Genomic DNA, 14,108 nt, shown 5'->3' on the forward strand with positions numbered 1-14,108 from the left:
GTACAATTAATGAACACTAACAATTTCTCTTTGATGTCAACATATGATAAGGAGCAAATAATTATGAAGCAGCGCTGCGATTGGGCACAACCTGGTAATCAATTATTAAAAGACTATCACGATTATGAATGGGGTACCCCAACAACGGAAAGTAAACGACTTTTCGAGTTGTTAACTCTTGAAGCTTTCCAAAGTGGACTAAGTTGGCAACTTATTTTAAATAAACGAGAAAATTTTAAACAAGCATTTGATGACTTCGAATTTGAAAAAATCGCCCGTTATGATGATGATAAAATCAGTGACTTGATGCATAATAACGGTATTATTCGTAATAAGCGTAAAATAGTAGCCACCATTAATAATGCCAAAATTATCCAAACAAAGTTTCCTAATAATCAATTTAGTGAATATATTTGGTCATTCACGGGGAATCATACAATTTGCCATCACTATGCCTCATCTGAAGCAATACCAAAATATGATCAACTAGCGCTAATTGTCAGTAAAAGTCTAAAAAATGCCGGCTTTTCATTTACCGGTCCAGTTACGACTTACTCATTTCTCCAAGCGTCAGGTATTATAAATGATCATCAGGTAAACTGTTTTAAAAAATAACCTAATAAATAATAAAAGACGTCCAACAATTTTAATGTTGAACGTCTTTTATGTCCCCTAGGTATAAACCCTACCATTCATTATGCTTAATCATCGCTGCCAAATCAGCTTGTGTTACTTCCTGTCTAGGTAGCGATCTAGTGGCTCTTTTAAATTCTCTATTTAACTTTTCTTGTTCAGCTAAAGCTTCGTTATCCGAAAATTCTGCATGTTTTCTATTTAAAGCTGCCATCATGCCCCCTTTTACAATAACTTATTCTTATTTACGAGATTTCACATAACAATCAACTGCTACAATAACATTTGCAACATCTTCAGCTGTCACTTCAAATGGCATTTGGTGAATCGTCTCAGAAGGAATAGTTGCTTGCTTACCAACATTCAAAAAATCTTCATAAGTAGCATCTTCTAAGTGTAGGTCTGCCAAGGTAGTTGGTAATCCAAGCGATTGATTAAAATCAATATACTTATCTAATACTTTCGCTGGCACGTTGTCCAACATTAATTCACATAAATAGCCATAAGCAACTTTCTCACCGTGCATCATGGTTTCGCTTTCGCCAGATAATACAGTGAAACCATTGTAAATCGCATGCGCAGCTGCTAATCCAGAGCTTTCAAAACCAATACCACTTAATAATGTGTTGGCTTCAACAATTGTTTCCAATGCTGCTGTTACAACGTGTGCTTCAGCCGCTGCCACAGCTTCATGAGCATGCGCAAATAAATTATCTTCACAAGTTTGTGCAATCGCTAATGAGGCTAATGTTGGGGCTTGACCAAGCATGGACTTATTGTGTCCCTTAGCAACATCTTGTGCTTCAATATTAGTTGCCATCGCATCCCCAATACCAGCGATTAAACTTCTAACTGGCGCATTAGCAACAACTTTCGTATCTACCAACACAATATCTGGATTTTTATCATAGAAAGCATAATTCGTAAATTGTCCTTCTGGCGTATACAACACTGACAAAGCTGAACATGGCGCATCAGTTGAGGCTACCGTTGGTAAAATAGCTACTGGTACTGCTAGTTTATCAGCAATATTTTTAGCTGTATCAAGTGTTTTACCGCCACCTAAGCCAATAATAAAATCATTATTTTCTTGCTTACCTATTCCAACGACGCGCATAATTTCTTCTTCAGAAGCTTCGCCACCAAAGGTCACACGAGTTACCGTAAAATCACTTGATAAGGTTTGATTTAATTTTTTACCAACAATCTCCCAAACAATGTCATCACAAAGCAATATCGGTTGCTTCCCCAAATTCTCAAGATATTCTTTTGGCTGATCTAATACACCATTACCTTGTACATAATGTGCTGGACTTGAAAATGCTTTAATCATAATTTTCTCCCATAAAAGTATATTGTGATTTATTTCACTATATACAGTCTAACAATATCTGCGTTAGATGACTACTTATATGCTTACTAACGTTCAAAATCACAACTCTCGCATGCCACTTAAAATTGTATATATTCAAATATTATTGGATAATAGCTATATTACAACAAAGATCATAATAGCACTAACACCAAAAATATTTAATTCACAATTCACGGAGAACAATTAACATGCAAATTATTATTTCACCTGCCAAAAAAATGACAGTTGATCAAGACGATTTCACACCAACTAATACGCCACACTACTTAGAAAAATCCTTACTAATTAAACGCAAACTATTATCACTTTCTTATGATGAACTAAAAAAATTGTGGCAAACTAGTGATAAATTAACAACTGAAAACTACAACCAACTTCATCACACAAATTCAAATAACGTATTAACACCCGCTATATTCAGTTATATTGGCATTCAGTATCAGTATATGGCGCCAAACGTTTTGAGTGAACAGTCATTAACTTATCTTCAGAAGCATTTATGGATTTTATCTGCTTTTTACGGTATATTACGTCCATTTGATGGTATTGTGCCTTATCGTTTGGAGATGAAATCTCGGTTAAAAGTTAACGATAGTCGTAATCTTTATGAATTTTGGGGAGATACATTATACCAAACGGTCCGTAACCAGGGACCTATTATTAATTTAGCATCTAAAGAATATGCACAATCAATATGTCCTTTTTTACAACCTGAGGACGAATTTATTGATGTTATATTTGCACACATTGTATCAGGAAAACTAAAAATTAAAGCTACCGATGCTAAGATAGCTCGTGGTGAAATGGTGCGCTTTATTGTTGAAAATAAACTAAAAACTATTGATGAACTGAAACAATTTAAAACAGCTGTATATTCTTTTGATGCATCACAATCAACTGATCATAAATTAGTTTTTATCTATCAGTAAATTCATCGCTACTACAATTTAAATCTTATCCTTTCACCTACACAAAAAACATAAGAGCTATCACTTAAGCAGTAGCTCTTCTGTTTTTTAACCTTAATTGATTCGTTTTGCCAGTTATGTTTACTCAAACGAACAATGCCTTGATAATATGTCTTCTTTGAACATCCCCAACAAATACACGATTACTTGTGCTTTATTATTTAACAATAGCATATTCATCAATTGATTTATTATCTGAGTCTTTGAGTACTAACCAGCTATTAGTCCCACCAAAGTAAAGAAAAAGACCAACTTCATTAACACTTTTTAAAATAATATCTTCTGTCGTGATAGATTTTTCTATTTTATTTGCTTGTTCTTGACGTAACTGCGTCCCCATACGAGCATCTAAACCAACAGAACCATCTTTATTTAACGAATAATTTTTTCTTAAAATAGCCCCTTTAGCAATACGCAACTCCTGACGTTTTTGCCAAAAGACAGTTGCTTTGCTACCAAATGCATCTACCATAAAAGTAACATCAGCAATCGATTTTTTCCAACGATGCTGGGTTTTGGCAGAAACTTTTGTTTTAGGAATTATCGCATACATAAATTGATCAAGCAGCAAAACTATTCCTTCTATATAATCAATGAGGTTTTGATTATCAGTAACTACACTAAGCTTTTTATTACTTACTGTTTTTTTAATGCTTTCTAATAACGCTGTTTCATCGATATCTTTAGGTGATATTAGTTGAATAACCGTTCCCACATCAGCTGGTTGTAAACTAGCTGATTGCAGATTTCTATTTTTAAAATTTAAATAAACGCCTGACAATGGTTGACCATATTTGAAATTGTGGTGAATATATAGTCTACTCTGTTCATTGTTAAATACCAATTCAACGAAATCTGGTGTAACTGTCATTTCAGCCTGAATTTTCATATAATCTCCTTTTCATTTTAGAGAAGCACTAAATTAATCTTCTATTCTATAAGTTTTCAAATAAATAATTCATATAGCAGCTTGACATCAACAATGTTATTTAACTTTTATTAACTTTTTAATTGTAGCATAAACACGTTTTAAAAATCTGAAGTCTCAATACAATTTACATTTCTCCTCCAAAACAACTTTTATCCAGTTTACCTTTAAATATACAACCTGTCTCAAATGCAATCATACTTTACCTATGTTACCCTGTTAATATAATTAAGTGGTGTATTATGAGGAGGTAATCAATATGGATCAGACATATAATCGTAAAACAATACGTAAAAAAATTAAACGTCAAGCTAAGGATGTTCTACACAGAGATTTATGGGGAAACGTCGGCTTAATTGCTCCTTGGATGATTGTTATTTATATAATATTCATCTATTCTTATGTTACAACAAGTATTACTACAGGGCAAAATGAGACACCGACTGGTCAGGCAGTGTTTGAGGTACTATTTAGTTTTGTCTTTGCAATTATCACCGCATACACTATTTATGTTGCTGAATATCAGTCATTAAAACAAATGCGTGATGAAACTACTACTGCCAAACCTGTAGAGTCATGGTTTAAAACGTATTTCACTAAAAAATGGCAAAAAACTATCTGGTTAAGCATCTGGATGACATTTCTTTTCTTAGTTGGTTGGGCCTTACTAATCAGTTTTGGTCGGACAGGTATCGGATTATCAAGTATTACAATGACTCTATATGCTCTAAACAACATAAGCATACCGACATTCCTTGTAGTAGCCTTTATCATCAGCTTTATAGTATTTGTCGTCTTTGGTATTATTTACCTGATGAAACAGTATAAGTATATTTTCATCCCCTTTGTTGGTTTAGATAGTCCTTCAACAAAAGGATTTAAATTAGTCGCTAAATCACGTGAGTTGATGAAAGGTCATCGTTGGGAGCTTTTCGTCATGCATCTTAGTTTCTTTTGGTGGATTTTGTTAATTGGTGTTACTTTAGGATTAGCTAGTTTCTATGTTATGCCTTACATATACTTAACATTAGCTGGTTATTACGATGTTATAAACAACACTCAAAGAAATAAAGCAACAGAAGTAACGGATAAACAGGGTCCTATTAAAGCAATTGTCCTACAACCAAATTCAACGTATTAGATAGTTAAAGGGCGTTAATCTAACCAAATTTGGTAGATTGACGCCCTTTTCATTTTACGCTATTTTATTTTTTAAGCACTCATAAATGACACTACCATTATATGTTATCTCATATTGATTAGGTCCACTAATGCCTTATTAAAATTTAGCTACTACAATGAAGATGAAGGTTATTATTATGCAAATGAGTTATCAAATCGATTCAATGACATGTTTTAAGACTGGAATCACTTTTTCAATGATTTTAATCATCTAACACCATTTACTCAACAATTAAAGAGTGATGTTGTGGATTCAGACAATCATTATGAAGTATCAGTTGATGTACCTGGTATTAATAAGGACGATATTAATCTAAGCTATCAGGGGAATACGTTAACGATTTCTGCTACAAAACATGCTTCTAAAACTGATAAAGATGATCAAGGTAACATATTAACTCAAGAACATTCTGTAGGACACATTCTATTTCAATTGATTAATTTAAACAGCTAAAAAAGGCCTGGCAGATACTGTTAAATCAGTAACTACCAAGCCTTTTTACCTTAAGAAAATGCTAATTATTTAAACCAACTATCCACTTGTGATTGATGGTTCTTAATCCACTTATTAGCAGCTTTTTTTGGTGACATACCATCGTCCATATCAAGCATAACACTAGACATATCTTCCTTAGTCCAATGGAATTTATCTAGTGCCTTATAGGCATCTGGTTTATCTTCCTTCAATCCTTGACGAGCAATTGTTTTAATTGATTCCTCACTACCCATCGCCTTCTTAGGATCTTCCAAATATTTCAAATCATACTTTTGGAATATCCAGTGTGGCTGCCAACCAGTCACAATAATTTCTTGTTTAGCTTTGATTGCCTTACCCAAAGCAACTGTCATCGCACCAGTTGATGATTCGGAAAGCTTCCAACCTTTTTTATCTAGTCCATATGCTTTAATAGTATCCTTAGCTAGGCTTGAAATACCAGCACCTGGTTCGATACCTGTAATTTTCTTACCAGCTTGGTTTTGCAGATCTTCAATACTATTAACATCAGTCATATACTTAGGTACAGTCAGACCATTTGTCGCACCCTTCAAATTAGTTCCTAACATATCCAATTGGTCTTTATACTTCTTATATTGCGCCGCATGAGTAGTTGGTAACCAAGATGAAACAGAAACATCTGCTTCACCATTTGCAACTGATTGCCAAACAATCGCATTATCTAATGATGTCATCTCTACATCATAGCCATGTTGACGTAACGCTTGTGCTAAGACGTTACTTGAGGCAACTTCAGAATCCCATTGCACGTAAGCAATTTTAATAGTTTCCTTTTGAGAACTAGCTGAAGTAATCGTTGTAACAATACCAGTTCCGACCATAACCATAAGTGTTACCAGTATGGTCCAAAGTTTCCAATGACGTTTAGGGGTTGTCGAACTTTGTTTAGACGTTTGATTAATTTTTTGTGTTAATCGATCCATGATGATAGCTAAGACCACTAATGAAATACCATTAACAAATCCCTTACCAACATCTGCACCTTGTACGGCCGATAGAATACCACGTCCAAGACCCGGTGCTCCAATCATGGAAGCTACCACAACCATTGATAACGCGAGCATCAATGTTTGATTAATACCAGAAAAAATAGTTCCCTTAGCTAAAGGTAATTCTAGTTTGAACAATTTTTGCCAACCCGTTGACCCAAATGATTCAGCCGCTTCTACTAAATCTGTTGGCACTTGCTTAATTCCTAAACATGACATACGAACTGTTGGTGGTAATGCAAAGATAACTGAAGCAAATACACCAGGTACAACACCAATGCCAAAGAACGCTACTGCCGGGATCAAATATACAAAGGCCGGCATTGTCTGCATAAAGTCCAAAATGGGTTGGACAATTTTATTAACCATCTCATTTTTAGACATCCAAATTCCCAATGGGACTCCAATAATCACCGATAATAGACTGGCCATGATAACCAACGTAAAGGTATTCATCAAATCAGACCACAAACCTTGGTTCGCAATAATTAGTAGTCCAACTAATGTAAATAATGGAAACCCCCATTTTTTATGCGACAAGACACCCACGATCAATGTCATCCCAATAATAAATAACCAAATTGGAACTGCTGTTAATATATCTGTCATGGTATTCATTACGGTATTTCCACCCTTTTGAACACCATCAAAAAAACCGCTCAAATGATTAGTTAACCAATTAACACCACTATCAACCCATGAGTCTAGGGGGATTTTAGTGAATAAATTTGCTAAAACAAACATTTTATATCTCCTCCTTAGCTTATATGATTATCACTATAGTATTTATAATTTTTAAACTGACAACCTTATTATAAACACAAAGTTGTCAGTTAAGTCAAATGTTAATAATCTAGCCTACCATATAAAAAAGCCTTGTGCCCTTAAACACAAGACTTAAAACACTATTTTAGATTCCAAGCAGCATATTGTGAATTATCAAATAATTCTTTGATATCTGCTTTTGTTTCTTTTGTTTGGTAGGCTTTTACAATTTGCTTATATACCTTTTTATTAGCCTTATCTTTTGGTGCTGCAATTAGGTTAACGTATGGGGCACTATTCTTCTTAAGGTTTTGTTCAACTAGAATGTCTTTATCCTTTAAATTAGCATCATGAGCAAAATTCCCATTAATAACACCAGCATCTGCCGTCTGCAACGCTGAAACTGCTTGACCAGCATCAACCTCTTTAATGTCTAACTTTTTCGGATTTGAAGTAATATCCTTAACTGTTGGATCCGTGACCTTCTTGTTATATTTAATTAACTTAGCTTGTACTAAAACATCTAAAGCACGTGCCTCATTAGTCGCATCATTTGGTACAACAATGCTAGCACCTTGTTTAATATCACCGACTTTATCAACTTTCAGTGAATACATCCGCATTGGCACAATAACTGTTTTACCAATTGACTTTAATTTATTGCCTAATTTTTTATTTTGATCATCAAAAAATATTTTTGTCTGAAATGCATTCAAATCTAAACTACCGTCTGCCAACGCCTGATTTGGTTTAACATAGTCATTGAATTCCTTTAACTTAATTTTAATACCATGCTCTTTTTGCGTCCGTTTACCAATGCGCTCCCATAATTCACGTGACGTATCACCAACAACCCCAATCGTGACTGTTTTAGTTTTAGCGGCATTAGCTGTTACAATTGGTAAACCTGCTGAAGCAATTAGTAGTGCTGTCGCTGACACTACCCCAAATTTAATTCCATTTTTCATAATGATATCTCCTATAATTATTGTTCACTATTATTAAATTACTAAAAAAAATCCCGTTGTATGACACTATACATGTCATACAACGGGACGATTAATTATCGTGTTACCACCCGAGTTCTGTTCATTAATTATCTGAACACTCAATTAAGTACGCGCAAAAATGCGGTAATACTCTAGCGCAATAACGGGCGCACCCGGAAATAACTTATTCTCATCAACTCGTCATTTCACTCACTCTAAGGCCATTTTCACCATCCTCATTGATTGCATTCCACCAAACCGCAACTCTCTGAACAATTAAAGATTGATTACTTACCTCGTCTTCGTTGTTTATATTATATTTGTCGTTAAATAAAAAGTCAATAAGTTTAATTAGATAAAACTCATTTAAACACAACCAGCTAACAGCCATAAAATAATCTTCTATAATTTATGATGGTATTTGCTTATCTACTATGCGTAACCGTTCATCCAGTGTATAAATAATTGGCTTACCATTTGGAATCTTAATTTGATCCAATTGATCATCAGGTACATGTTCTAAATATTTAATCAATACCCGAAGACTACTACCATGTGCAACAACAAACTCATTACGGCCAAGTTGAAGCCTAGGTGCAAAGTTAATGTTCCAATAAGGCAATAGTCGTTCTTGCGTCATTACAAGACTCTCTGCTAATGGAATTGCCACACCAATCCGATCATAAGCCTGTTGGTGCTCTTGTTTGGTTAATGTTGGTGGAACATCTATAAATCCTCGCCGCCAACGTTCAACCTGTTTATGACCATATAGTTGCCGAGCTGTATCTTTATCTAAACCAGCCAATGCACCATAATGACGTTCGTTTAAACGCCATGTCTTAAAAATTGGCATCCAATTAATATTTAAGACATCACAAACAATCAGAGCTGTCATAATCGTGCGCTTTAACATTGATGTATGAACATCATCAATTTGAATACCCGTTTGTTTTAATGTTAGTCCTGCCTCATAGGCCTGTCTCTGTCCCTTATTTGTTAAAGAAGCATCTGTCCAACCTGTAAAAGTATTTTTCATATTTGCAGTACTTTCTCCATGACGCATTAAAATTAATTTAACCATTGTCACTCCTTCATCTATCTGGAATCATCCCCATATTTATATAGCATACAATAACAAACATTCGTGACCTAAACCTGTAATATTCGGTATCTTCACATAAAATATATTATTTTTTATAAAATTCTTTCAATATCCTCGTTAATTTAAGGATTTTTTTGAAAAATGCGTTATTTTAGTTAAATGATTTACTTTTCAAGTCATTAAAAATTAAAGGAGTATCTAAAACCTTTTATGATATCAACAGTTAAACAAACAAAACAAACTAGAATTCTTTGGGCTGACTACGCTAAATGTTTCGGGATTATTGCCGTTGTTGCAGGTCATGCTATCAACGATGTTGCCGGCCAAGGACTTGATATTGCCTATAATGCCATTTATTGGTGGCATATGCCACTATTTTTTATGATTGGTGGCTTTTTTCTCAAGAAAATAAATTTTAACCTTGAAGGTTGGCGTTATTTATTAGGTCATAAGATCAAGCCCTTATTAATCGCTTATCTACTAAATGGTTCAATTTTAATCATTCTTAGTCACTTTTTTAGACAACAATCTTGGGATTACACACTCGCTTATTTTGGACGTCTAATCTACGGCGGTAGTACTTTAAACAATTATTTGAGTGTTTTTTGGTACATGACGACTTATATGTTAGCTATTTTTATGACAACCATCTTATTGTCAGCAATTAAATCTATTTGGTGGCAATTTTTAATTGCGGGTGGTTTATTTATGTTAGGTATCGCTTTTCAAGATATAACATTCTTTGGACACACTGATTTTCCATGGAATGCGCAAATATCATTATTAGCTGTCTTTTGGATGTTATTAGGTCATTATCTATTCAAAGTTTTTCCAAAAATAAAGCCGTCTTATAAATTTACCTATGCCATTGTTGCAACGCTATTTTTTATTGGCCTTATCTATCTATACTCACAAGATAAACTTAATTTTGTGCTCTGGTTGAAATCTTCTAATATTCAAAGTGGTCTCCAAGCGCTCGTTATTCCACCCATCTTATGTTTACTTGTTTTTATTATCTGTGAAGCGCTTGAACATCTGGGAGAAATGCCCCCCTTAATTTTTATTGGTAAACATACTGATACCATTATGTTTTATCATCGTGCCGCTTTTGATATAACAACTTTAATGGTTTTTACAAATAATTGGTATTTTAGAATTATTATTGGCCTAGCAGCCCCCATTTTATTAGCCATCATACTTCAGAAAATTAAAAGCACTACAAATTATCTAAAGTGGCAACAATACGTAAGTACGCATCAACAACAATATCTAAAGATAGGAATGCCAATATTGGCTAGTTTAATGTTGATTGGTTTGGCAAGTGTTGTATATCTTTATCACCAAACAAATCAAATTGTTAAGCATTACACAATGTCAAGCACCCCGACTATCTATATGCATGGCTGGGCAAGTAGTATTCGTTCTGAACAGGGATTAGTTAAAACAGCAACCGAACAACAAATCGCAACTGAAGCAATGATTATTCATGTTGATCATCAAAATCAACTCCAAATACAAGGGCGCTTAACTGGTCAAAAGAATAATCCTATCATTTTAGTTCAGTTTGACGATAATCAGGTTGGTGAGGTTCGCTATGCACAAGGACTATATCGCATTGTAAAATACTTACAACAAAAGTATGGTATTACTGAATTCAACGCAGTAGGTCATTCAATGGGCGCTTATGCTTGGGTTTATTATGGGATGCATTGGGGCGCTAACCCACAGCTACCACAAATTAATAAAATGGCACTTCTGGCCGGTCCTTATAATGGTATTTTAAATAAAGGACATCGTAACCAACCAACGAGTGGAAAATTAGCTAAACTTTGGACTGATAAGTCACATCAGAATCAACTCCAAGAAGATGGACGTCCTAAAATTATTCACGACGAGTATCAAGCATTATTGAAATACAGGCATGATTTTCCGACTAATACACGTGTCTTAAATATCTACGGTAATTTAAAAGATGGTAGCCAATCTGATGGCCTGGTCACTATACAATCTGTCAAATCTTTACGATACTTAGTTGCAAATAATGCCAAATCATATCATGAGTTTGTTGTTAATGGTAATACCGGTCAGCATAGTCGTTTACACACGGATAATCCAACTGTTAGTCATGAATTAAACCATTATTTATGGCATCATTAATGGCTACTAAAAATGTATTAATGATAAGCTTGAAATTTTAATAGCATAAACGCATTTCAAAAGTCTGAATCCTCAATGTCATGCTACAAATTTGGCTAAAATAAATCATAGGTAACTCATTTAATAGTGTTATAATAATTAAAAATAAATGAGTTTTTATTTCATTTTATTCTAACTAAATTACTGAAATTTATTAAAAAGAGGTGCCAATTATGAATAATCAAGAATTTGCGCAAATACTATATGATGCTGATACCAAACGACAAGCCTTATCACAAAGCGAATACGCTACTCAATTAGACAACGAGTCAGCTGCATATGATGTTCAACGTACTTTAATGGCTTTAAAATCAGAAAAAATCGGTGGTTATAAAGTTTCTTTAACTAGTAAAGAAACACAAGCTATGTTTGATTCCGATATGCCACTTTATGGTGCGCAAGTTGTTAGTCATTTCAAACAAGGTCCAATAACGTTATCTGCCAATCAAGTCCTTGATCCCTTAGCTGAAGTTGAATTAATGTTTACTGCCAAAGAAGACCTACTTCCCGAAGATTCCCTAAGCAAATTAATGAAAAAAACATTAATCGCACCAGCTATTGAAGTACCTGATTCACGTTTTTTGAATTGGTTCCCTAGCCTTTCCAAATATCTGGTTATTGCTGATGCAGCAGTTGGTGGGTACATCGTCTATGGTCAACAGGTGGAAACAATCGATTATTTTAAAACGCCTGATGAATTAGCATCAGTTGCTACCGTTTTATATCACAATGGTAAAGAAATTAAAACGGGTAATGCAACCGAAGTGTTAGGTAATCCGTTATTGTCTTTGCAGTGGTTAGTAGCAAAACTAGCCAGTCAAAACCAGCAATTAACCGCTGGTCAACATATTTCAAGTGGTACTTTTCTCCTACCAGAACATTTAACTACGGGAAGTTGGCAAGCATCTTTTAGTCATCATTTAAGTGACGTTGTTGTGAACGTAAAATAATACATAAAAATCATCAATCTACCAACTAAACATGGTCAGACTGATGATTTTTTATATAGAATGAATTTTCCTAATAAAAAACGAAGGCAAATGATTTGCCTTCGTTAGCTTCTTTGATTACCTGGCATGTCGCCAATCAGAATCCATAAGTATCCGTGCGACAATTAAACCTAATGGTAAGAATAAAACAATCATCATTGCTAAAATAAACCATTGACCGCCTGTTGCAATCTCACCAATACCAAGATAATACATAGCCCTATACATATACAACCCTGGGACCATGATTACAATTGCCGGTACTGTTAACGAAATGCGTGGATAACCCATTCGTCTATGAAACAATGATGCTAAAATACCAGCTGTCAAAGCACCAATAAACGCTGCTGCTGGTGCTGGTAATGAAGTTAAATCAACTAGCTCTAATCGCAATGTATTGGCAATTGCGCCAATGAATCCTGCCGTTGTTGCCATTTTAACAGGACTATTAAACATAATAGAAAAGCCAAAAACGCCACAAAAACTAGCAGGAATACGTAACAAACCTATTAATAGCAGTGACAAATTAACTGGCAAAAAACCGTCAGGTGTTAAGTCACCAACTAATGCCACCAACCAGCCGACTAACGTTGCAATAATAATGATTGATAATGCATGAATCAATCGTTCAATACCTGAACGCATGTCAGATTTTGCTATATCCAAACCACTTGTAATAAATGGAAAACCGGGGATGGCAAAAAGCATAGCCCCAATATAACCAGCTTCGTGAGCAACATTAATATTAAATAAAACTTCCAAACTACGAGACACCACAAGATAAGTTAAACAAGCAACTGCAACACCTGTTGCCAACCCTGCAAATAATGTCAATTGTTTACCATTCATTTTAGCCCGAGTGTAATTACCAAGCCCAGCACCAAAGAAAGTACAAAACATTTCAATTGGCCCACCGCCTAACAGAAAGACGAAGGAGCAACATGCTAATGCAGCGGCAAATCCTAATAAAATCGGCGTATAATTACCTTGCTTACCATTAATTTCATCTAACTGTTGATGAATTGTCTTAACTTCTAATAACGCTCCTTCATCTTCAAACATCTGAACAAAGTGTTCCATATCTGTTAACTTATCAGTATTGACACCCGTTGATTTTAAAGATAATGATTCTGTATAGCTATTTTCAGCGTCCAAACAAGTGTATGAAATGGTTGTTAATCCACTATCTGCTGAACAATAAATATTTAAGACTCGCGAAATGGCATTCATTGTAGCTCGAACACGCCAAGCACCTGTCCCGCATGAAAGCATAATTAACCCAGTCCGCCCAACAATCATTGTTTTTTCACGCAAAGAAGCATTAATTGCTAATAAATGGGATTCTGTATCTGCCAACTCTCCCCATGGAATTTGCATATGATTTGTCAACAAACTATCATTATATTCTGCCATTTTAAAACCTTCTTCAATTATTCTGTATTATATGATTTATTTATCATATATATATTAATCCC

The 14,108-nt window shown here is 34.5% G+C and carries 13 protein-coding genes and 1 other annotated feature; of the genes, 6 read left to right on the plus strand and 7 right to left on the minus strand.

Going from position 1 to position 14,108, the window contains the following annotated elements:
* Positions 1–63 precede the first annotated feature (63 nt).
* Positions 64–615: a DNA-3-methyladenine glycosylase I gene (locus FFM61_RS05475; RefSeq protein WP_074427628.1), complete on the plus strand. Its 552-nt coding sequence runs from the start codon at positions 64–66 to the stop codon at positions 613–615.
* A gap of 70 nt (positions 616–685) precedes the next feature.
* On the opposite strand, the gene FFM61_RS08965 is transcribed toward FFM61_RS05475, so the two are convergent.
* Both FFM61_RS08965 and FFM61_RS05480 read right to left on the minus strand, forming a co-directional pair.
* Positions 686–850 (minus strand): hypothetical protein, encoded by a 165-nt coding sequence (locus tag FFM61_RS08965; RefSeq protein WP_170214166.1) that lies wholly within the window; start codon positions 848–850, stop codon positions 686–688.
* A 24-nt stretch (positions 851–874) separates the two neighbouring features.
* Positions 875–1,963, minus strand: a complete 1,089-nt coding sequence (locus FFM61_RS05480) for a glycerol dehydrogenase (protein WP_074427659.1) — start codon at positions 1,961–1,963, stop codon at positions 875–877.
* Positions 1,964–2,196: 233 nt separating this feature from the next.
* On the opposite strand from FFM61_RS05480, the gene yaaA reads away from it, so the two are divergent.
* Positions 2,197–2,937: a peroxide stress protein YaaA gene (gene yaaA, locus FFM61_RS05485; protein ID WP_074427629.1), complete on the plus strand. Its 741-nt coding sequence runs from the start codon at positions 2,197–2,199 to the stop codon at positions 2,935–2,937.
* A 196-nt stretch (positions 2,938–3,133) separates the two neighbouring features.
* Here yaaA and FFM61_RS05490 read toward each other — a convergent pair whose 3' ends face one another.
* Positions 3,134–3,865, minus strand: a complete 732-nt coding sequence (locus FFM61_RS05490) for a hypothetical protein (protein WP_083194503.1) — start codon at positions 3,863–3,865, stop codon at positions 3,134–3,136.
* Positions 3,866–4,163: 298 nt separating this feature from the next.
* Here FFM61_RS05490 and FFM61_RS05495 point away from each other — a divergent pair, with 298 nt between their 5' ends.
* The gene (locus FFM61_RS05495; RefSeq protein ID WP_074427630.1) at positions 4,164–5,045 is read left to right on the plus strand and encodes a DUF975 family protein; all 882 of its coding nucleotides are present in this window, start codon (positions 4,164–4,166) and stop codon (positions 5,043–5,045) included.
* 288 nt (positions 5,046–5,333) lie between these two features.
* Positions 5,334–5,540 (plus strand): Hsp20 family protein, encoded by a 207-nt coding sequence (locus FFM61_RS05500; protein WP_074427631.1) that lies wholly within the window; start codon positions 5,334–5,336, stop codon positions 5,538–5,540.
* A 65-nt stretch (positions 5,541–5,605) separates the two neighbouring features.
* Here the strand turns inward: FFM61_RS05500 and FFM61_RS05505 are convergent, their stop codons facing one another.
* The 3 genes from FFM61_RS05505 to FFM61_RS05520 all read right to left on the minus strand — a co-directional run bounded on the left by FFM61_RS05505 (position 5,606) and on the right by FFM61_RS05520 (position 9,427).
* Entirely contained in the window at positions 5,606–7,336 is a 1,731-nt protein-coding gene (locus tag FFM61_RS05505; RefSeq protein WP_074427632.1) for an ABC transporter permease/substrate binding protein, read from the minus strand.
* Between the two features lie 161 nt (positions 7,337–7,497).
* The gene (locus FFM61_RS05510; RefSeq protein ID WP_074427633.1) at positions 7,498–8,325 is read right to left on the minus strand and encodes a MetQ/NlpA family ABC transporter substrate-binding protein; all 828 of its coding nucleotides are present in this window, start codon (positions 8,323–8,325) and stop codon (positions 7,498–7,500) included.
* 80 nt (positions 8,326–8,405) lie between these two features.
* Positions 8,406–8,658: a binding site (T-box leader), on the minus strand.
* 97 nt (positions 8,659–8,755) lie between these two features.
* Positions 8,756–9,427, minus strand: coding sequence for a 2,3-bisphosphoglycerate-dependent phosphoglycerate mutase (locus FFM61_RS05520; RefSeq protein WP_074427635.1), 672 nt, complete (start codon positions 9,425–9,427; stop codon positions 8,756–8,758).
* Between the two features lie 231 nt (positions 9,428–9,658).
* Here FFM61_RS05520 and FFM61_RS05525 point away from each other — a divergent pair, with 231 nt between their 5' ends.
* Positions 9,659–11,605: an alpha/beta hydrolase gene (locus FFM61_RS05525; RefSeq protein WP_083194504.1), complete on the plus strand. Its 1,947-nt coding sequence runs from the start codon at positions 9,659–9,661 to the stop codon at positions 11,603–11,605.
* A 212-nt stretch (positions 11,606–11,817) separates the two neighbouring features.
* A complete protein-coding gene (locus FFM61_RS05530) occupies positions 11,818–12,594 on the plus strand; it encodes a 2-keto-4-pentenoate hydratase (RefSeq protein WP_074427636.1) in 777 nt (258 codons plus the stop codon).
* A gap of 117 nt (positions 12,595–12,711) precedes the next feature.
* On the opposite strand, the gene FFM61_RS05535 is transcribed toward FFM61_RS05530, so the two are convergent.
* Positions 12,712–14,046, minus strand: a complete 1,335-nt coding sequence (locus FFM61_RS05535; protein WP_074427637.1) for a threonine/serine exporter family protein — start codon at positions 14,044–14,046, stop codon at positions 12,712–12,714.
* Positions 14,047–14,108: the final 62 nt, after the last annotated feature.

The organism is Weissella hellenica (assembly GCF_005405545.1).
In the GTDB taxonomy this organism is placed as follows: Bacteria; Bacillota; Bacilli; order Lactobacillales; family Lactobacillaceae; genus Weissella; species Weissella hellenica.